The sequence below is a fragment of the Nitrospirae bacterium YQR-1 genome (assembly GCA_039908095.1).
Taxonomy (GTDB): Bacteria; Nitrospirota; Thermodesulfovibrionia; order Thermodesulfovibrionales; family Magnetobacteriaceae; genus Magnetomonas.
In genome coordinates, this window is record JAMOBJ010000005.1 from 40,877 (window position 1) to 61,986 (window position 21,110).

Sequence of the window (21,110 nt, forward strand, 5' to 3'; positions counted from 1 at the left end):
CTTTACCTTCCGTATTTTTCGACAATATGTCCTCTTAAGGCTTTAATAAGCCGAAATACCCTCTCTGTCTCGTGCACTGTAAGAGCGCCTGTGCCGCATGAGGGGGTCAGCATTAAGTTAGAGATCAACAGGTCTCTGTCAACGTTTTTAGTTAAAGAGTTTAACCTTTCATCAAACTTCTTAATAATACTGTGTTCATCCTCATTGTTAACAGAGGGCGTGGTAGGGACCATGCCCCAGGCAAGGATGCCGTCTTTAGAAATGTACTCTGAAATTCTTTTGTGGTACATAGCGATAGTGTCAAAGTAGTCAAATGAGTCAAAATTAACAATATCCGGCTTTGCATCAAAAACAACATCCCAGTCGCACTTTCCGCAGGTGTGAATACCTGCGACAGCGCCTGCCGTCCGAACACCGGTTATTATTTCCTCAATAAGCCGGCCGGCCTCTTTAGTGGATACGCCCAGATAGGCGCTGCTGCCTAAAGCTGTAAAAATAGGTTCATCTATAAATATTATTACCTTATCAGCATATTGTTTTAAAATATCCGTCTGCCATTTAACCTTCCCGATGAGAAGCATAAGGGCAATCTCTCTTAATTCCTCATCAAAAAACAGGTATTTTCCATCCTCGTCCCTGATTCCAAGGGTAAAGGTCAGAGGCCCGGTCACATGTCCTTTGAGGCAGTCATAGCGGCCTCTTGTCTTTAACAATTCCACCATTTTGTAAAATCCGACTGCATATTCAGCAGATATGGCAATGGAGGGGTTTTCCGTGTATTTTTCATAGAAAGTGTTTAATTCATCCTGAGCTTTTCTCTTAATGTAGTAGCGCTCTTTAGCAGAGTCAATTTCGAGAAACGGCAGCCCCTCAGCGTACTGAGGCACCATAGTTTCAAGAAACGAGGCCTGTGGCAATTGCGGCCAAAACGGTATATCAAAGGTATCTAATATGAGCGGACAGCCCTCATCGGCGCTACGATGAGGTAAGCTCCCAATTCCTGTCGTTAATAGTCCCGAAAGCATTGTTATAGATAATAACCTATTGTGCCTCTAAGATACAATAACGTAATTTTTTTTGAAATTTTATCAGATGTAGAAAAAAACGGAACTTAGAGCTCTGAATTAATAAGCCTAAGTTCCGTTATTCTTAACCGGTTCTTACCGGAAGTCCTCAATTTATGATATGGTTAAGAGACTTTTTTAAAGAGGCGGCGTTTTACCACTTCTGCCCTTTGCCTTTTAAATAGTCCTGAGCAAGTTTTAAACCTAGCTGTGCAGCCTTTACATAGTCAGTCTGGGCAACATCACGTTTTCCCATGTTAAAATAACAGTACCCGCGTACATAGTACGCATCTGCATCATTTGGGTCTATCTCAAGAACCTTATTAAAATCAGCGGCTGCATGGAAATAGTCTCCCTTTTTACCATACGTAACACCACGATTAAAATAAGCATCCGCATCATCCGGGTTCATCTCGATGGTTTTGTTAAGATATTCAAGTGCCTTCTCAATGTTTCCTTTTGCCGCGTACGATGTGCCTGTATTGTAATGTGCATCAATGTTGGTTGGGTCTATCTCAAGTGCTTTGGCAAATTCGCTGAGTGCTTTATCGTGTTGGCGCCTCCTTGCGTAGGCATAACCACTGTTTACATACATTCCGGCTTCTCTGACGCTCAATTCGGCATCTCTTGCATCAATCATATTTTCCTCCTTTATGTTTTACGTATTTAAACATATACTTCATAGTTAAACCAAACAGGTAGTGTTTATATCAATTACCCCATCTGTATTATAACCGCATATCATATATATTTGCAACTTTTTTGTATTACGGAAAAAACTTTATGTTTATTATTAAAATTTTTCAGATATTTTTTGAGCCTCTCCCGCTACTTCACTATTTAAATCGGATAAACCCTTTGCAACAAGTTCTTTTGCTTTTGAACCTTTAAAATACCGCAGTGCCGAAACTGCATCTTTTCTCACTTTATAATCTGTGTTACTAAGTAAACTTTCAACGACAGATAGTGCATCAGGGGACGCTATTTTGCCGGTTGCAAATATCTTACCTAAAAACGGAGATGTTATACCGGTTAGTTCAGGCTTTTCAGAAATAAGTGTAAGCAGTTCATTAACCGCCTCATTCGTTGCAATGGCTGACAAGATAAAAACTATCTGTTTGGCTCCGCCTTTATTGCCACTGACAAAACCGTCATCTCTCAACATTGCAGAAAGTGCCGGTAAGGCATTGTTTCCCATATAAGTCAACAAATAACCTAATGCTTGTGAGTCTGCCGTGTCTGTAGTGCGAATCATCTCTGAAATCAATGTCTTTACCACTGAGGCATCAGTGCGGTATGATATGAGGCAGCTTATATTTTCAAGGCTCTTTGGATGTGACGCTTGCACCGACGCCCTGTTCTTTTTTATAAATACCATGTAACTTTCCCTGTAAGAATCAATCTCGGCAGGTTTGCACCCTGAGGTTTGCCTCTCCAGAGACTTTAACGCCTCAGTTACTATAGGAAAGTAATTATCCTCTTGTTCTTTTTTATTAATTTCTGTTGCACTATATCTTGTAACCGTGTTTTGATAGATAAAATAAGCGCTTGCAAGGACAGCCACAAACAGAGCTAAGGCCATTGTCATCATGCTGAGCTTTTTCTTTTCCATCCGGGTTTTTATTTCAAGTTCTGCCGGTTTTTGGGCGATCTCAGCTTGTATGAGCGATGGACGCATGATTGCCGATTTTCCGTAAGCTGCCTTCGTCTGCTTTAATTTTTCACTAAATGTGTCATCAATGAGAAATTCCAATCCTGCACTTTTAATTCCGGCGGTTAAGACGGCAATTCCCACGGCATCCTCCGCAGCTTCAGCTCTGGACGGCTCTCTTTTCTGAGCGGCAAAATGCAGATACTCCGTTGTCATCTGATTAAACGTCTGATTGCTGTATATGTCAGGCCCCTCCGCTGTTTCCCAGTCAAGAAACCACTTTATCACTGTAGCATCTCTGCCCGCTGAGTACAGATACCAGCCGTTACGGCTAAAAACCAAAGAGTTCACACCGTCTTTGTGTCCGGAGAGTGTTACCACCGGTTGACCGCTTTCAACGCTATAAATGTATATCGTATCATCATGCGTGCAGGCTGTAAAATATTTCCCGCCCGGATGAAACACTGCGCCTAAAACTTCTGTGGCGGATATCTTATGCCGCTTAACCCGGCTCATGGTTTTAACGCTAAAGATGCATACAAATCCGTCATCTCCACCGCTGAGCACATATTGTCCGTCTGCACTAAATGATATAGAATTTATGGCGCCTCTGTGGCCCTCTGTGCTGCCTTTTACCTTTCCGGTTACACTGTCCCAAAAGATAAGTAATCCGTTTACTGTACCGCTGATAAGAGTCATTTCATCTTTAAGGAGCGCAAGAGTGGTTATCTCATCGGCGCTTTCTTCAAAACGGCCAAGGTACCTGCCGTTTAACGTATCTAACAGGCGGATTGTTCTTTCGGAGGATGCAGAGAAGGCATAATGACCGTCAGAGGTTAATGCTAAGGCATTAACAGGGCCGCAGTGCACTGTAATATCACTTTGCAACTTATTGTTACCTATATCCCATGTTCTGACGTTATTTTTTCCGCTGTTAAAGCACACTAACCCTGATGTGTAATCAACAGCCAGTGTCCTTATGCTTTCACGCCCTGTGCTCTCTGTGATGTTTGTCATTTTCCCTGTTGAAATCTCTATACTGTCAACAGTGCCGCCGTTACCGCCTGCAATTAAATACTTGCCGTCAGAGGTTATGGCCAGAGCGTTTAAGCTGTCCTTAAATTGTGAAAAATCCCTGATTTTCAAGCCGTCTCTGAGAAGTGTCCTTGTGTATATTATTGGGATGGAAGTTAACAACTCTATTGCCGCCGCATTGTATTCATATCCTGTGAGGCTTCTTGCGCCCTCTGTGAGATTAAGCGCAGCGTCAAATTCAGAGCGGTTAATTGCAGCGGCGGCATCGGTGAGCCTCTTTGAAAACTCGTATCTGATCTCTTCCTCCCTGATTGTTGCCGGGGTTACCAGTGTGTATGACAAGTTGTAAGTGTTTTGATAATTCACTACCATTATCTCATTGTTGTGAGCTATTGCGAGTTTGCTTTCACCTACACCCAAAGCTGCACACTTAAATGGCCCTCTGTATTTAAAAATTGAGTAAGTGAGCTTGCTTTTCATATCCCACACTCTAAGATTTCTTTCGTCGGCAGAGAGCATAAACCGGCCGTCAGCGCTCATACCGACATATAAAACCTTACCGGTATGGCCTGAAAAAGTGTGAATGCTCTTTCCGGTTTCCGTATCCCACAAAATTACTACCGCTTCCCTGTCCCCTGAGGTTACGGCAAGTTGTCCGTTGCCGCTTAAGGCAATTGATGAGCCGCCCCCTGAGTGTCCGGAAAATGTATTTTTAAGTTTACCGGATTTAGTTTCCCACACACACGGCGGTCCTCCTTTGTGTGTGGTATAAACGTGTTTTAAGTCGTGTGAGAGAGCAAGGGCTGTTACCGGTTTTTTCTCAGTTTTAAATGCCCCTGCACCTTTTGCATTTTTCATGTCCCACATTAAAATCATGCCGTCTGTGGAGGCGGATATTACATAAACAGTTGACGCTAAAAAACGTACCGCCGTTATCGTTTTTGTGTGTCCGGAAAAAGTATGGATAACCTCGCCGTCTCCGGCATTTAATATGTTAATTGAACCATTCTCATATCCGGCTGCAATTCTGTCCTTTTTAATATTTATATCTATCGCTGTAATTTTTGCCGTGTTTTTCTTAAAAACCGCTATCGGAGATGCTGACTTTATATCATATATGTTTATGTGCCCGTCACTCATACCGGCGCAGATAGCTTTGCCGTCTTTGGTTACCGCAATGGCTGTGGGCTCTCTGAACTCGTCAAAATATGTCCTTTGCACTGAAAATCCGGGTAGATACCTATATACCGCATCATCTAAAGAGTCAGGCAGTTCCTTAAAGCGCTCTCTCATAGTGTCATAAAAGGCGCTATAGTCCTCTCCAAGTTCCCTGAGGCAATGGCAAAACCCTGTGGCCACTACCGGGTCCTCTTTCCCGTTATCTAAAAACCACTTGAAACTATCGGCTGCTTTTTTCAGGGAAATTGTATCATGTCTTGTTACCTCACGGGTAGCTATGGACAATGCCTGTAATTTTAAAGCCTCCACTGATTCCTTACCCACGGATAAAACCTCGTTTATCAGATTAAGGGCATTGTACTCATCTCCATGAAAGAGGTGGAGTTTGCCCATCAGAAACTTCCCCTGTCCTGGGTGATGAATACTCTGAAGGTAGTTTGACATCTCAGATACGGCTGCATCCCCGGTCAACCGCCCTGTCTTACACTTAAGCAGGGTTAAGTTAAATGTGGCCTCCACATGTTCCGGCTCAATGGAGATGGCATCGTTCCAACTGTTTTCGGCTCTGTGTAACTGGTTAATGGTTGCATAAGAGACGCCCTGATTGTTGAGGGAATCCGCCTTGAGTGTGTCGGATTTGGCCTCAGGGCGCGGATATGGTGTACCGGTTAAACGGCTGTATATGGAGATTAATCTGCTTGAGATTTCTTTAAAGCTGTCAGGCCTGCCGTTTGTGGTTTTAGCAAGGCATTCCTGCATAAGAGAGGACAGCTCGTCATCTATCTTTGCAGTCAGCTCAAGTGGGATTGGAGGCGGCTCTTTTGTGTGTTTTTTTTGCCATAACATAAGTTGATAAAAAATCACGGCTTGTCTTTCCTCATCAGTGAGAAGAAACGGTCTGCGGCCACAAAATAATTCATAAAGTATGCAGCCGTAAGCATAGATGTCAGCAGGGATACCGGCAGTGTGTGCATTTTCAAACTGTTCGGGGGCCATGTACTGAGGAGTGCCAAAGGGAACGCCTCCGATTGTCATAGTTTGCCACGGATTTAGCGAGTCCTCACCACTTTGCAGTTGGCTTGAAACGAGGTCTATCATGCTCTTGTTTTTTTCTGATATGGTAAGAATTTCATCACTGCCCCAACTGCCTAATCCCACAAGGCCGAAGTCGGTAATCAATGCCGTGCCATATCTGCTCATAAGAATATTGGCGGGCTTAAGGTCTCTGTGAACAAGGCCGGTTTGAGCGGCTCCGTCCTCATCCGTCCACTTCAGTGAATGGGTATGGTCCATCCCGTAAGCTATTTGAATAGCAATGTCGAGTTTCTCGGTAAGAGTTGAAAAGCGTCCTTCTTTGAGCCATTTATCCATAGCTCCGGCATCAACGTATTCAACAAAAAGGCGGGGAATTCCCTCCATAACTTGTACATAGTAGGCGGAGCAGATATTAGGGTGAATGCCCAGACTTATCCACGCCTCAGCTTCCCTGTAAAAACGCTTAAGTCCCTCCTCGTTGGAAAGGACGGAAGGCAGCGGAGTCTTAACCGCCATCATTCTTCCGATTTCACGGTCGTAAACAAAATAGACCTCGCCCATTCCGCCGCGGGCAAGGTTGCGCACCTCATATCTGTTATCTATTACATCGTTTTTAGACCAGAGTCCGCTCTCTTTGCCGGATATTGTTGACAGTTCCTTTTTGGTAGCCATAAGAGAATCTTAATTTATCACTTATACCAAGTTGCATTCATTCGATTAACTTTGTTGGCATCGTCGAAAGCTCCTTGACGTCTCCCCTAAAGGGGAATCCCCTGTAAGGGGAGGTGTCGCTTTCTCCTTGCCGCCTCGTTACTCTTTTGACTGCTACTTGGTATTAAGAGACAGGGCTCCGGTTTTTGGATCATAGAGATAGACTCCTTTATCTATTGTTACACCTGCAAACTGCTCCAATTCCGCAAGGTCCTTAGGGTATCTGCCTTCAGTTGAATTGAAGCTGCTGAGGGCTTTACGAAGGTTTTCCACCTCTGTTTTCTGTGCCAACTCCTTAGATTTGTCTAAGGCGTCCTTTCTGGATTTTGCCAGCTCCTGGATTTGGTCTGCGTGGCTTTTCTTATCAGCATCTTGTTCACTGCATGACAATATCAAAAAAACACTAAGCAGCAGCAACATTAATCTAACTATATTTTTCATTTTATCCCTCCAACGATAAGTTCTCTACTTCCAACCTTCCTTTTCCATCACCTTCTCTAATAAAAATCTTAACGAGTTTGCATCCTGATAACTTTCCTCGATGTCTTTTGTAACTGCCTTATCAACGATTGCTGCCAGGGCCTCAGGAATATCGGCTCTGCGTTGAAGTATCGGAACAGGGCGGTCTTCTAAAACAATATCAACTGGATGTCTTTGAAAATTATCGTCACCGGCGGCCATTTTTTGTGCAATATCCGCAGGTATATTAACTGTATATTTGCCTGTCAGCATGAAATAAAGAGTGACGGCTGCGGCATAGACATCAACCGGAGGCTTTGAATACTTGTAGTTTTTAATAAGTTCCGGGGACATGTACATGAGGGAACCGGCAAAACCGCCGTGAGTTCTGGTTATATCGAAAGAGGATTCCCCTGCTTTTTCAAAAGACTTGGCAAGACCGTAATCACAAATCTTTGCAACAAAAGAGCCGTCCTGATTTGGCAGTGACAGCAGAATATTGGAAGGTTTAATGTCTCTGTGGATGAAGCCCCTGCTATGCAGGGCATTAAGTCCCTTAAGGATTTCAACAGTAATCGAGCAGGCTGACTTCGGAGAGAGACACTTATCGGGGGTGTTTTTCATAAGCTGTAACACATCCCCTCCGGGCAAAAATTCGGTAACAAAATAGTATGTGGAGCCGACAGCATCCTTATCAGTAATGGCAATGAGGTTAGGATGAATAACCTCCGACTGAACAGCCATTTCACGTTCAAAGAGTTTCATCCGTTTGGGGTCATCCAGGGCGGAAGGATGAATTTTTTTTATTGCACACACCCTGCCGGTACTTCTGTGAACAGCCTTATAGACGATACCCATCCCGCCCCTTCCCAACTCCCCGATGGTTGCATAGATGTCGTCATACTCAAAACTCTGGGTTTTATTTTCAAGTGTGTTGGTACAATTCGGACAGAGATACAGAGACAGCAGAAAATCAAATGCTGCGCCGTCAAAATTAGCACGTTCTGAGACATCTTTAGAGCACCGGTTGCACAAAAAAGTTTTCAAAGCTGGAATATCTATTCTGGAATCCGGATTGAAGTCAGCCTTTTCCATTGTATCAAGCTCATTTTCCATGCAGTCGGCGCACAAAGGGCTGCCGGTATTTGATTTATTGTTATAACTAACCACATTGACAATTTCTATGCCGCACAACCTGCAGAAAACAGGGCTTGAGTCAGTTTTTTCAATGGTTACTCTAATCAAAGCATCTCCGATTTTTATTACATCCATAGTATTCAGAGTTTTAGAAGATATGCTCTTGCCGTTAACAATAGTGCCGTTTTTACTGGCTAAATCGCTGACAACACATTGCTCTGAGCGAAACTCAAATTTGCAGTGGCTGCGGGAAATTGATCCATCGGCGGTTGTTAACTGCAAGTTGGCATTTTTAGAGCGTCCAACGATTATTGTGTCAAATTGATTGAATGTAAATAGTTTACCCTTCTGAGGACCTTCCAATATTTCAACTTTAATTGCCGGCATGTCTTAGGGCTCTCTTTCCTTAGTAATACCTATGAGCGGTTTTATTTTATCCAGCAGTTGAGATATTCTGTATTGGCGGAGGTTTGATCTTCCTAAGAGCAGTATAAAAATAATCAGCACAAAGCGTGGTCCGTTTAAGTCTTTGCTGATTAGGTGGTAACTCAGCAGCCCAAGCCCCATCACTGTGCTTGATATGCTAAAGACAAGAAAGTATTTCTTTCTTTTTATTAAACGATTGATACACTGCGTATCTTTAACATCCAAAGACATAACTCACCCTTATTTTGCGCAATATATAATGTTTTTCAAAATCCTATAAACAGTATAGCCTATTTTTTTAAGTAAAATCAAATTACGGGGAAGTAATTCCAATTCTAATTCAAAAGTAAACGCAGGCGTAGCCTTCCCCCCATCCGCCTGCTATGTTGAAATGTCAAGCCTTCTTTTTTTTCTTTTCTAAATTTTTGGAGAAAATTTAGAAAAGAAAAAAAAGAAGGCTTGACATTTCAACATAGCAGTTAACTACATAAGCATTTTTATTTATTTTCATCAACAGTCCTGCCGTTTCTTATAACTAACACAGTATCACAAATCTGTTCTTTGATCTTGTCGTCATGTGTGGCAATAAGGATTGTGGTTTTTAAATTGTTTTTTATTTCTGTCAAAATATCTTTTATTATTTCATAATTTTGGGCGTCAATTCCGTTTGTGGGTTCATCGAGAAACAGAAACTCAGGGTTTATAGCCAGCGCCCGCGCTATGCCCATTCGGGCGGTCTCACCGGTAGATAGTGTAAGGGCATTTTGACGGGCTTTCGTTTTGAGTCCCACCATATCGAGTGTTTCATTTACTATACCGCCGGTATCACTAATATTTCGTACTTTTAACCCATATGCTACGTTTTTATAAACTGTGGTGTTAAACACCCCAACTTCCGGCAAAAGCAGAGTCATACGTCTTTTAAGGTTAATATCCTGCCGGAGTATTTTATCGCCTGAGCTGTAAACAACTGTACCGGTATCCGCCTTTTCAATGAGCGCACAGATTCTTAGCAGTGTTGACTTCCCTGCACCGTTTTCGCCGACTATGCCGTAGCACATAGAGGGTTCAAACCGGTAGCTGATACCCCGCAGTACCTCCCTGCCGCCATATGATTTATGAATATCTTTAATGCTAAGGCTGAGCTTAATCATATCACCTGATATCAAAAAAGCCCCTTTTATCTTGTGAGGAGTGAATATGCCGGTTTTGAATTTTGCTGACAAGCGCATTAATAATAAGTGAAACACTAAGCAGCACAATACCTAAAGCAAGCGCTAATTCAAAATTCCCTTTATCAGTCTCAAGCACTATGGCTGTGGTCATAACGCGTGTAACGCCAAGGATATTTCCTCCGACAATCAAAATCGCACCGACTTCAGATATAACCCTGCCAAAGGCGGCCATTACAGCCGTGATGATTCCAAAGCGCGCCTCTTTGATTATGGTTAACGCTTTTTGAAATTCAGTTGCCCCAAGGGTTTCACAAAGAACCCCTAAGCGAGGGTTTACCTCCCGTATGGCAGATGCGCTTATGGCGCACACATGGGGAAATGCCAAAATGCTCTGTGCTATAACCATTGCATACGGGGTATAGAGGATACTGAGAAACCCCAGGGGGCCTCGTCTTGAAAGGAAAAGATACAAAAGTAAACCGACCATCACCGGAGGAAGCCCAAGAAGCGCATTTACTATGCCAAAAAGAGTGTTTCTTAGAGGAAACTTCTGCAGAGCCATAAAAGCTCCAACTGGAAGGCCGATTAAAGACGCTAAAACAAGCGCCCCGCCGGATACCTTGAAAGACAATACTATAATATCTGTAAAGCTCTTATCCAAAGAAACGATAAGATAAAAAGCCCTGACTAACGATTTTAATATTGTTTCCAATAGAGATTATTTTTTCTCTATACTAAAAAAAAGCTGATTTCCCGCTGAATCCTTAAATTCCCTGATAGTATCAGTGCCTTCCTGTGAGGTCAGCCAATTTATAAATCCCATGGCCTCTTTGTATTTAACTGAGGGATTTTTCTGAGGGTTTACCGCCATTACGCTGTAGTAATTTATAAGTGCAGGGTCTCCCTCTAATAGCAGGGTTAGTTCCGGTTTATCTCTACTGGCAAGCCACGTGGATCTGTCTGTAATAGTATAGGCAAGTTTTTCAAAAGTCAGACGCAGTGTTTTAGACATTCCCTGTCCTGACTCCAAATACCACGACTGCCCTTTGGGGTCAACACCTGCCACTTTCCATATGCTGAGTTCTTTAACATGGGTGCCGGAATTATCCCCGCGTGAAATGAACAAGCTGCCGGATTTTGAAATTTTATCAAAACCTTCCGAGGCTTTTTTAGTTCCTTTGATTTTGGCAGGGTCATATGCCGGGCCGACTATGATGAAGTCATTGTACATAAATTCCATTCTATTTATAAAATATCCTTCCTGTACTGCTTTAAGCTCAAGGTCCTTAGCGTGGGCAAAAACAAAATCAGCATCTCCTCGTTTACCTATCTCTATGGCGGCACCGCTTCCCACCGCCACAATATCCACCCGTATGCCGGTCTTTTTCTTAAACAGCGGAAGAATGTGCTCAAGCAGGCCTGAATTTTGTAAACTTGTCGTTGTAGCACATCTGATTGAGGTCTCCGCATTCAGACAATTTGCAGTTAAGGTAAAACAGGCTGAAATTAAAACTATAAGTAAAATAAATACCGATTTTTTAGATGTCATAATGGCTGCTCCTTAACGAATAAAGCGGAATCGCTCCGCTTTATTCGTTACAAAACATTATGTGTTCCCACCCTACTTAAGTTAAAACTGTATCCTTAACTTTTGTTTAATATTATATAAACAAACTTATATTGGCATCAAGTGCAAAATTCAAAAACTCAGCTGCTCCTGCAAGAACAACACCATCTATGAGGTCATCCTTTGTAAGACCTGTCATCTCAAGTGTGGGAGTGCAGGCTATCATTCTGACATCTACCTCGCGGCAGGCATCAAGAAGCTCAGGGATTGTCGGCCAGTTGATTTTCTTTATCATGCTTTTCATCATCATAGTTGCCATAGGGGTCATACCAGGCAACATTCCGATTATGTTAGGCATCGGAACCGGAGATGGCATTGCAGGGTTGCCTATAGGAGCTACCTGAAGATTACGATTCTTTTTCTTATTTACTATATCCACACCATAAAGTGTAAAAAATATCTGTACATCAACATCCATAGCTGCGGCGGTAGAGGCAAGAATTAACGGAGGGTAGGCCATATCCAACGTACCCTTGCTTGCTATTATTGCCATTTTCTTTTTTTGTGCTGCCATAATTAACATATCCTCCTGTATTTATTTTTATTTGTAGTAATTTTAAAATTGCCTCTTTGGTTATAGCATTTTTATTATTGTTATGTCAACAAAATTGTCTGTAATTAAAAAAATGTTTATTGAATAAATGCCCTTATAGCTTCCTGTACTTTTTCAACACTGACCTTAGTGTTGTAACAAGGGCCAAAGGGCCTTTCGTTATGTACTCCAATAACAGGAAGCGGATGTGAGTCGGCAATCCCACTGCTTAAATCACGCTGGCAGGCAACGGCCACAATAGCGTCCGGCCTTATGTCTTTTACCAGTTTTCTTGCTATAGAGCCGCCTGTTGCCACATAGAGTTTAAGATTACACTCCTCAGCCACTGTTATTAAATCTTTGACATTACACCTGCCACACCTCTTACAGTTGTTTATATCATTGGTGATTCTTATGTCGCATTTGTCAATCTGAAGACAATGAGGAAGCATAATTAATAGTTTTGACGTCTTAATGCCGAGTTTCTTCACAAGTTTATTGTTCAGATTTATAATAAAGTCCTGAAATGATTCTTTTTTGCTTTTTATGAATGCCCCCAGCAACATAAGAAACGGATATAGTATTTTTAGTGTAAAGGCACGCAGAAATCTTATCCACAGGATTTTAAGTTTAACCCACATAGATGGTATCCTCCGGTCTCCTCACCCTTCCAGCTATAAAATCAGTGCAGGACATAACTTTCCCGCCCTCCGGCTGAAGCTCTGTTATTGAAAGGGCACCCTGTCCACAAGCAACAACAAGGCCGTCTCTTGCACTTTGACAAATCACGGCGGAGGCGGTGGCATTACTCTGATGTAATTGCACTGCATTTGCTCTCATAATCTTCACTCTCCGGCCGTTAAAAAACGTGTATGCCCCGGGCCACGGGTAAAGCCCTCTGATTATATTTACAATGTGCAGGGCTGGGTTTTTCCAGTCAATGAGTCCGTCTTCTTTTCTCAGAATCCTTGCATAGGTGGGGTTACCTTGTTGGGGGGTGGGGAAAACTGCACCGGCCTCAATATCCTTTAGTGTTTTAATCAGCAAATCAGCGCCTGACTTAGAGAGCCTCATGCTCAGAGATTCATATGTATCGTCCTGCCGGATGGGTTCTTTCTCTGTGTAATAGACCGCACCCGTGTCAATGCCCTCATCCATAAGCATAGTGCTTACGCCGGTTTCCGTATCGCCGTTTATTATTGCCCACTGAATCGGCGCAGCTCCCTGATAGTTGGGAAGTATTGAGGCATGAACGTTTATTGATTTAAACACCGGCATATTTAAAATCTCAGAGGGCAGAATTTTGCCATATGCTATTACAACATTGACATCTATAGGGCATACTTTCAATTTATTAATAAAGATTTCCGATTTAAGGCTCTGTGGTTGAATCACCTCGATACCAAACCGTTCCGCCGCCTGTTTAACCGGAGGCTTTATTAATTTTGACGGTTTGCCCTTATCCGGTTGGGTTACAACAAGTGAAACATTATGTCCGCTACTTATTAACCCCTCAAGGGCGGGGACTGAAAACAATGGAGTTGCCCAAAACGCTATATTCATTTAATGGTTTCCCACAGGGTTTTTGAAAAAAACTTATTTCTTTTTTTTCTTTAAATTTTTCTTATCATAAGCGGCTTTGTCGCCAATGCTAATCCTGTTAAGTAAAAGTATGCCGTGTAGGTGGTCAATTTCATGTTGAAGAATGCGGGCGAAATTACCGTTTGCCTCAATCTCAAGAGGATTACCTTCTGTGTCTATCCCCCTTACAAAAACCCTCATGGCACGGTCAATGGTGAAAGTTGACTTAGGAATACTAAGGCATCCCTCGATGGATTCCATTTTACCCTCGGCATAGGCAATTACAGGGTTAATTATGATGGTTAGTTTGTATCTCTGCGGCTCTTTGATGGAGGGGTCTGCAATAATAACTTGTGTGGAGCGGCCAACCTGGGGAGCTGCCAGCCCCTGCCCCTCATACTCCAGCATAGTCTCCTTCATATCCTCTATGAGCTTTATGAGATTTCCGTCTATGTTTTCAACAGGTTTTGCCTTTCCCATAAGCACGGCAGCCGGATATGTTTTTATTTTTAAAGATGGCATATATGATTATAACACTATTTTTTGGGGAAATTGTATAATGAATAGTTTAAAAAATTTATACTAATTTATAAGGAGACAATTTTGGAAGTAATAAGAGGTCTGGATAATTTAACCAAAAAATATCCTAATCCGATAGTAACCCTTGGCAACTTTGACGGAGTGCACACCGGTCACCGGAGAATATTGGACAGGGTCAGAGAGGCTGCGGCCGCCTCAGACGGCACATCTATTGTGATTACCTTTGACCCTCATCCGATAAAGGTTGTAAATCCGCAGAAGGGGATAAAAATTCTAACCCCTTTTGATATAAAAGCGGAGCTTATAGAAAAGGCCGACATGGATGTGCTTCTGTGTATAGATTTCAACAAGCAGTTTTCCTCGATAGAGCCGGATTATTTTGTGGAAAACGTACTTGTAGGTAAAATAGGCGCCGCTTGTGTAATAGTCGGGCATAATTACAGGTTTGGCAAGGGCAAGAAGGGCACAACTGAGTCACTGAGACGGCGGGGCAAGAAGTATGGGTTTAAGTTTCATGTAGTCAGAAATGTTAAGAGAGACAGGACGGTTATAAGCAGCAGTGTGATACGGCATAACCTGCTAAAGGGGGATATCGCACATGCCAACTGTTACCTTGGCAGGCCGTATTTTATACAATCGGAGATTATAACCGGCACAGGGCGTGGCAAAAGTATTTTGCAGATTCCAACGGCAAATCTATCCCTGCCGGATGAGTTGGTGCCCAGGTGCGGAGTCTATGCCGTAAAAGTAAAAATAGATGGAGCTCTTTATGACGGTGCGTCCAACATCGGGTGTAACCCGACTTTTGGAGAGAACCGGACCAGTTATGAGGTCCACGTATTTGGCTACAATGGTGATGCAGTCGGTAAGACTATGAGGGTGTATTTTATTGAAAGACTACGGGATGAAAAAGTGTTTTCCGGCCCGGATGCCCTCAAAGAGCAGATAAAGACGGATTTCAAAAAAGCGTCTGAGATATTAAAAAAGGTTAAGCCCGGCGCTTGTCTGTAGTTACTGAAAAATGCTTGTGATGAATATGCCTGGGGTTTTTACGAGGGTATTTTCCGTGTGGTCCCGCCACGTAAGGGTGTACTCAAAAAATCTATTTAGCAATGGTTTTCCGCCGTTTGTGGAGCCTTTGATATTTTTAACGGGTGTGGGGTTGGGGCTTGGCCGGTATATGCCCGAAATTGGGGGCATAAGGTACGTGGAATTTCTTGCAACAGCCCTTGTTGTGACAACCTCTATGATGACGGCGGCGTTTGAATGTTCATTCGGGACGTTTATCAGAATGGAATTTAATAAAGTTTATGAGGGGATGCTTTCTGCCCCGCTAAGTGTGGAAAACCTGCTTGTGGGGGAGATGTTGTGGGCGGCCACTAAGGGGTTGTTTTTTTCGTTTGCCGTGCTGGCTGTAGTAGCTCCGTTTGGAATAATCAAGCTGCCTGGGGGGCTGATGGCTCCAGTTATAGGCTTTATGACGGGTTTTATGTTTGCCGCACTTTCTATGTTTATTACCTCGTTTGTTAAGACGATAGCATATTTTAACTTTTACATGACCGGGCTTTTGTCGCCGATGTTTTTCTTTTGCGGCGCAGTCTTTCCCGTTACTCAATTGCCCGGGTGGATGCGGCCTGTCGTTGAAATCTTACCATTAACCCATTCCGTAAGGCTCTCCAGAGCCTTCTGCTTTTTAAAAATAGAACCGGTTCTTGTCTTAGACCTCCTTTATATTGTGCTCTTTACGTTGGTCTTTGGCTACCTTGGTGTAAAACGGTTAAAGCGAAGGCTGATTGACTAATACCAAGTTGTTTAGAAAAAGGTGTGATGACAAACATGGATATAACCATGATAAAGTTGAAGGAGTCTGAGAGGTTGCTTATTGAGATTTCAAAATTTTAGCCGCCTCATCAAAAAGCTCATTAAGTTTCCTTGCATCAGTAAATATCCTGACAAGTACATGATAGAGGTCATCACGCCCCATGGCAGCCATTTTCTCAGCCCAGTCCAAATACGATTTAGCATGGTCATCGTTGTGGTGTTGCCAGTGGTGAATCAGAGATTTTAATTTTTCAAGATCGTCCATTATTTACCTTCCCGATAGTTTAATTATTAACACAGATATTTTGACTTATTCTTCAATAGAAAATCCAGCAAAACTTTTTTCAAATAATTCTATGCTTTTTACAGCCAGTGTGCCCTCATTTGTAATCACATAATTTCTGATTTCATCCTGGGTTATCAGAGCGGCACGCTTTAGATTTCTAATGTGAAAAACCACTTTCTGATGTTCGTCCGCCATACCGATCTCTCTAAGCATATCAATAAACCTGATGGATGAGGATTTATAAAGCAGTTTTAAAATGCTCCTTCTTATCGGAGAGGATATGGCAACACAAACACGGTCAAAGTTCAGTTTACTTATCTTTTGCTCAAACCGCCGTTGTTCCATTAGCCGGTCTGTGTAATCTACTATCTCATCAAGTGTGAAGGGTCTTATTTTAAAGTCACTTAGCCCTCTGTTAATTATCTCTGTGCTTTTACCGTTTGAAACAGAGTTAATTGCAATCACCCTGGTATTTGGCACAGCACATCTCAGTTCAACCAGAGATTCCAGATCATCGGTGCCGGGCATAATGAATATTATATCGTAGTTTTCAGCAGAGGCTCTTTCAAAAGCGGCCATTCCTGTCTTTATAAGGTGTACAAGATATTGTTTTCTCGCAAGCATTACAGAGAGTTTGCCTCTCCTTTTATTGTCCCTATCTACCAATAATATCTTTCCAAGCATCCGGTAACATTACCTCAATATCTTACTCAAAGCCCGCCTATTCTGTATTAGTACAAATAATTACTAAGATTATTGTATGATATGATAGCATAAACTAATTCTATATGTAAATAAAATTACATTTGGTTTGGCAATTTTATGGCTGCAACTTGGTATAATGACTTATAAAAATTGTCTTACGCACCGTAATTGCCAACCCCCGCAAGGAGCTGTGGCAATATACTATTGACATGTTCTCCGGCCTGCTGTATCATACGTACGCTCAGAAGCAGAGTGTTCCATTAAAAACAGATAGCAGGCAGATTAGGAAGGCAAACATATGTCCGTTTTTTTTGTATCCATTGCCATTTTGGCAGCAGGTGGGTTAATTGCAGGAAAATATCCGAAAATTTCCGGCAATATTTCAACTATGACTATTGCGGCAGCCCTCATTGGTAATCTGTTTATTTCCATCCCGCCGGTTTTTTTTAACGATGTGCCAGCCTATACACTCTATCTCCAAATGCCGATGGGTATAGTTAACTTTGAGGTTGATTCTCTTTCAGCTTTTTTTCTCGGCATCGCATCTCTTATCTTTTTCCTCACTTCAATATATCTTAAAGGATATTTGCCGGTGGAAGATAAAAAAAGGAAATTCAGCTTTGCTTTCTTTAATTTCCTGTTTATTTCCGTTATGCTTGTGTTTACAGTTAAAAATTCTGTTGGTTTTTTGATTAGTCTCGAATTTGTGACTCTGCTTACCGTGTTTTTAATGCTTCATGGCCGCCATGAACCGAAAGTGCAAAAAGCTGCCGTTTACTATCTCATCGCTATGCATATCGGTACTGTTTTTTTGATTATCCCTGTTGTCATGCTCATAGCAGCGGCAGGAAGTATGGATTTCAGCACTTACAAGGACGTGCTTGCATCGTCTTCAAAACTTCAAACTCCGCTGCTTTGTCTTTTTTTAACTGGTTTTACCTTTAAAGCAGGATTTATCCCATTTCACTCTGCCACTGTCAATGCAGCTGGTGAGGCGCACAGTGCAGTGCCGGCAATCGTGGCATCTGTCATTATCCAAACGGCTGTCTATGGCATCCTGCGCATTATAACTCTTACAGAATCCCCCTCTCCATATGTAGCATATGCCTTTCTTGCAATCTCCGTCATAACCGCCCTCTATGCCGTCATCAACTCTCTGGCTCAAAGGGACTTAAGACAAATCCTCTCATACTCTGTTATCAGCAACACCGGAGTTATCGGAATCGGGATATCCGCTGGAATGCTGGGGAAATCATATGCGATACCCGTTTTATCTTTTCTGGGCTTTACAGGGGCACTGTTTCATATCCTTAATCATGCGCTGTCCAAGAGTACTGCGTTTTTTGCCTGCGGTAGTGTTTACTTAAACACCGGTACATGTGAGCTGAACAATTTGGGCGGTATTATAAAAAATATGCCTGTTACAGCTTTTTGTTTTCTGGCTGCCTCTGCGTCACTTTGTGCGCTTCCGCCCTTTAACGGTTTTGTTAGTGAGTTTTTTATCTATCTCAGCCTAATAACCTCAGAGGCCGTATCATCCGGTGGATTAATCACTGCAAAGGTCATGACAGCGGCGGCACTTGCCTCAGTTGGAGCACTCTCACTTGCAGCACTTGTAAGAGCTTTTGGTATATGCTTTCAGGGACTTCCACGTTCTGAGTTTCAGGCTAAGGAAAGCTCACTTTCGATGCTTGCGCCAATGGTGTTTATGGCAGCCGTTTGTCTTGTTATAGGAGTTTTTCCCATGCCGGTACTATCCATTATAAGACCGTCTGTTGTGCTGATCTCAGGTTTTTCTGACATTACTTTTATAAATGTCCTTGAGCCCGCATCATCTGTGTCAAGGGCATCGTTAGTATTTTTGCTGTTGATTGTTGTTATATTTGGTTGTAGGCATCTTTTACTCAGGAAACGTACAACTCTGAAAGCTCCCACGTGGAACTGCGGTTATGAAAATATTAATGAAAGGATGCAGTACAGTGCATTATCACTCTCTGCTCCTTTGGTTAATCTCATCCTGCCCCTTGTAGCAAAGACAGAAACAGACGGTGGATTTTTTTCACTTAAAGCCGCCGATAGCCAACAGATTGAGGATGAGGACACTGAGGCCCGGCTCAGTACAATTATCCGGATGCCCGGAGTTTCCCAACTTTCAAAAAAGGACTATTTTTTCCCTCAACAGAGGCTTCACCATCAAACAAAGTACATTGATTTTATTGAACACTACATAGCTGGAAATATATTTAAAGCCCTAAACCGCTTTTATAACTTATTTGCGTGGATACAGACAGGCCATATAGGACACTACCTGTTTTATGTTCTGATAACACTGATTGCATTGTTGATTATTTCCCTTTGGAGACTGCTGTGACGGTACAAGCTCTGTCTCGGTATATTTTGATGCTTGCAATGGCATTAATCATGGCAGGCATAATAGTTAAGGTTAAGGCCTTGTGGGGTGGCAGGTACGGAGCGCCGCTGTTGCAGCCGGTTTTTGACATCATCCGCCTATTTAAAAAATCACAGGTAGTGAGTGAAGCGGCCTCAGATGTTTTCAAAGCCGGACCGTCAATTGCTCTTGCCTCGGTTTTAGCTGCTGCTTTGCCGGTTCCCATAAGTAGTGGAGCCGCTCTCATAAGTTTTAAAGGCGATTTTGTGTTCTTTGTCTGTGCTTTAGCCGCCGGTAGATTCTTTACACTTATATCAGCTCTTGATACCGGTGGCAGTTTCAGCGGTATGGGAGCAGGGAGGATGATTACTCTGTCAGCACTGATTGAGCCTGCTTTTTTTATAATCATTGCAACCCTGGCTCAACTTACCGGCAAGAGCTCTTTTAGTGAAATTTATGCAGTAATCCCAACACCCGTGACTGACACAGTTCAAAGCGGTTTTTTCTGGTCGTTTGTTGAATTAGCACAAATCTGGTCAGATTCATATTTGCTCATTCCTGCCATTTGCGGCAATATTGTGCTTCTGATGTTTATACTGGCGGAGGCCGGACGAGTGCCGGTTAGTGACCCGGCGACACTTAATGAGCCCGCCATGATTACCGGCGCTTTGACGTTAGAAGTAAGCGGCCCTGATTTGGCATTTATGACCCTGGCCTCATTTCTTAGAATATCCATTCTTGGCACCCTCATAACAGGGATTATTGTGCCGGCCTGGGTCTCCCCCGTTACGTCTCTGATTCTGTATATGTTTATAATGTTTGCAATTGCCGCCACCATTGGGCTGCTCGAATCGGTCTTTGCACGCTTCAGGTTGACTCATGTTCCTCAGTTTCTATTTGGAGCCACAGGGATAGCCCTCATCGTGCTGGCAGTTTTGACAATTGGTGTGAATAAATGATTAATCATATTTCAGTTATACTTTTTGGAGTCACAATTTTATACATAGCAACAACAAGCCGTATTTCAGCCTTTGTTATGATACTGTCAGTGCAGGGAGTTATGCTTTTTCTTGCATCCCTTGCACAGTCTGGGTCTTTAAACGTTGGCCACACTATCTTTCTTGCTCTTGAAACCATTGTGGTAAAGGCCGCAGTGCTGCCCATGGTTATATATCATATGATTAGGAGTATGGGCATAAAACGGGAAACCGACCCCTTTATAGGCAGCTTTGCGATGTTAATGCTGTCAACAATCATAATGTCACTTTCGTTTGTGCTGTCGTCAATACTGAAAAATGCCGGAAGCAATATCAATGTGCTTAATTTCAGCGTATCGCTGTCAGCGGTAATAATCGGTATGCTTATAATAACCACTCGAAGGAAAATCATAAGCCATGTTATGGGATTTCTGGTGCTTGAAAACGGTGCATTTATGATGTCACTGTCGCTTGCTCCCGAGATGCCGTTAATTGTAGAGGCAGGTATATTGTTCGATGTGCTTATCGGGATGTTTCTAACAGGGATATTTGCAAATAATATGAAATCCGCCTTTGAAGACTCAGACGTAAGCAGACTTACGAGACTCTCAGATTAAATATTAAAGCCGGATCGAGTACCTTGATAGCGCTGAGTTTATCAAACAATGCTTTACCGTGTGCTTCAGGGGAGGGCAATCTCAACCACTAAAAATAATGAATGGAATTATGGTTTTCGCTATATACTAACAAAGTTAGACATTGAAGGCTACTTGGTATTAC

At 42.6% G+C, this 21,110-nt stretch carries 20 protein-coding genes; 5 read left to right on the top strand and 15 right to left on the bottom strand.

The window, feature by feature from the left end:
- Nucleotides 1-2: 2 nt before the first annotated feature.
- The 13 genes from H7844_04535 to def form a co-directional block, all read right to left on the bottom strand.
- The gene (locus H7844_04535; protein ID MEO5356548.1) at nucleotides 3-1,025 is read right to left on the bottom strand and encodes a hypothetical protein; all 1,023 of its coding nucleotides are present in this window, start codon (nucleotides 1,023-1,025) and stop codon (nucleotides 3-5) included.
- Between the two features lie 193 nt (nucleotides 1,026-1,218).
- Nucleotides 1,219-1,704: a tetratricopeptide repeat protein gene (locus tag H7844_04540; GenBank protein MEO5356549.1), complete on the bottom strand. Its 486-nt coding sequence runs from the start codon at nucleotides 1,702-1,704 to the stop codon at nucleotides 1,219-1,221.
- A 153-nt stretch (nucleotides 1,705-1,857) separates the two neighbouring features.
- Nucleotides 1,858-6,636, bottom strand: coding sequence for a protein kinase (locus H7844_04545; GenBank protein ID MEO5356550.1), 4,779 nt, complete (start codon nucleotides 6,634-6,636; stop codon nucleotides 1,858-1,860).
- 153 nt (nucleotides 6,637-6,789) lie between these two features.
- Complete coding sequence (locus H7844_04550; protein ID MEO5356551.1) at nucleotides 6,790-7,116, bottom strand: hypothetical protein; 327 nt, start codon at nucleotides 7,114-7,116, stop codon at nucleotides 6,790-6,792.
- A gap of 24 nt (nucleotides 7,117-7,140) precedes the next feature.
- Nucleotides 7,141-8,658 carry a serine/threonine-protein kinase gene (locus H7844_04555; GenBank protein ID MEO5356552.1) on the bottom strand — a complete coding sequence of 506 codons (1,518 nt, stop codon included), beginning with the start codon at nucleotides 8,656-8,658 and terminating at the stop codon, nucleotides 7,141-7,143.
- A gap of 3 nt (nucleotides 8,659-8,661) precedes the next feature.
- Nucleotides 8,662-8,928, bottom strand: a complete 267-nt coding sequence (locus H7844_04560; protein ID MEO5356553.1) for a hypothetical protein — start codon at nucleotides 8,926-8,928, stop codon at nucleotides 8,662-8,664.
- 266 nt (nucleotides 8,929-9,194) lie between these two features.
- Entirely contained in the window at nucleotides 9,195-9,851 is a 657-nt protein-coding gene (locus tag H7844_04565) for an ABC transporter ATP-binding protein (GenBank protein ID MEO5356554.1), read from the bottom strand.
- 1 nt (nucleotide 9,852) lies between these two features.
- Complete coding sequence (locus tag H7844_04570) at nucleotides 9,853-10,584, bottom strand: ABC transporter permease (protein MEO5356555.1); 732 nt, start codon at nucleotides 10,582-10,584, stop codon at nucleotides 9,853-9,855.
- A 6-nt stretch (nucleotides 10,585-10,590) separates the two neighbouring features.
- Nucleotides 10,591-11,421, bottom strand: a complete 831-nt coding sequence (locus H7844_04575) for a substrate-binding domain-containing protein (protein MEO5356556.1) — start codon at nucleotides 11,419-11,421, stop codon at nucleotides 10,591-10,593.
- A gap of 112 nt (nucleotides 11,422-11,533) precedes the next feature.
- On the bottom strand, nucleotides 11,534-12,013 hold the full coding sequence (locus tag H7844_04580) for a DsrE/DsrF/DrsH-like family protein (protein ID MEO5356557.1): 480 nt from the start codon (nucleotides 12,011-12,013) through the stop codon (nucleotides 11,534-11,536).
- Nucleotides 12,014-12,129: 116 nt separating this feature from the next.
- Nucleotides 12,130-12,672, bottom strand: a complete 543-nt coding sequence (locus tag H7844_04585; GenBank protein MEO5356558.1) for a DUF116 domain-containing protein — start codon at nucleotides 12,670-12,672, stop codon at nucleotides 12,130-12,132.
- Nucleotides 12,662-13,594, bottom strand: a complete 933-nt coding sequence (gene fmt, locus H7844_04590; GenBank protein ID MEO5356559.1) for a methionyl-tRNA formyltransferase — start codon at nucleotides 13,592-13,594, stop codon at nucleotides 12,662-12,664. The genes H7844_04585 and fmt overlap by 11 nt, the downstream gene beginning before the upstream one ends.
- A 33-nt stretch (nucleotides 13,595-13,627) precedes the next feature.
- Complete coding sequence (def, locus tag H7844_04595; GenBank protein MEO5356560.1) at nucleotides 13,628-14,134, bottom strand: peptide deformylase; 507 nt, start codon at nucleotides 14,132-14,134, stop codon at nucleotides 13,628-13,630.
- A gap of 81 nt (nucleotides 14,135-14,215) precedes the next feature.
- On the opposite strand from def, the gene H7844_04600 reads away from it, so the two are divergent.
- Nucleotides 14,216-15,163, top strand: a complete 948-nt coding sequence (locus H7844_04600; protein MEO5356561.1) for a bifunctional riboflavin kinase/FAD synthetase — start codon at nucleotides 14,216-14,218, stop codon at nucleotides 15,161-15,163.
- Nucleotides 15,164-15,188: 25 nt separating this feature from the next.
- Nucleotides 15,189-15,953, top strand: coding sequence for an ABC transporter permease (locus H7844_04605; GenBank protein MEO5356562.1), 765 nt, complete (start codon nucleotides 15,189-15,191; stop codon nucleotides 15,951-15,953).
- A 78-nt stretch (nucleotides 15,954-16,031) separates the two neighbouring features.
- Here H7844_04605 and H7844_04610 read toward each other — a convergent pair whose 3' ends face one another.
- Together H7844_04610 and H7844_04615 are read right to left on the bottom strand one after the other, a co-directional pair.
- Nucleotides 16,032-16,238: a hypothetical protein gene (locus tag H7844_04610; protein ID MEO5356563.1), complete on the bottom strand. Its 207-nt coding sequence runs from the start codon at nucleotides 16,236-16,238 to the stop codon at nucleotides 16,032-16,034.
- A gap of 45 nt (nucleotides 16,239-16,283) precedes the next feature.
- Nucleotides 16,284-16,943 carry a hypothetical protein gene (locus tag H7844_04615; protein ID MEO5356564.1) on the bottom strand — a complete coding sequence of 220 codons (660 nt, stop codon included), beginning with the start codon at nucleotides 16,941-16,943 and terminating at the stop codon, nucleotides 16,284-16,286.
- Between the two features lie 319 nt (nucleotides 16,944-17,262).
- Here H7844_04615 and H7844_04620 point away from each other — a divergent pair, with 319 nt between their 5' ends.
- From H7844_04620 to H7844_04630, 3 genes are read left to right on the top strand one after another with little or no spacing between them, the layout of a single operon-like run.
- On the top strand, nucleotides 17,263-19,335 hold the full coding sequence (locus H7844_04620; GenBank protein MEO5356565.1) for a hypothetical protein: 2,073 nt from the start codon (nucleotides 17,263-17,265) through the stop codon (nucleotides 19,333-19,335).
- A complete protein-coding gene (locus H7844_04625) occupies nucleotides 19,332-20,312 on the top strand; it encodes an NADH-quinone oxidoreductase subunit H (protein ID MEO5356566.1) in 981 nt (326 codons plus the stop codon). Before H7844_04620 ends, H7844_04625 begins: the two co-directional genes overlap by 4 nt.
- Nucleotides 20,309-20,947, top strand: a complete 639-nt coding sequence (locus tag H7844_04630; GenBank protein ID MEO5356567.1) for a hydrogenase — start codon at nucleotides 20,309-20,311, stop codon at nucleotides 20,945-20,947. The genes H7844_04625 and H7844_04630 overlap by 4 nt, the downstream gene beginning before the upstream one ends.
- Nucleotides 20,948-21,110 lie beyond the last annotated feature (163 nt).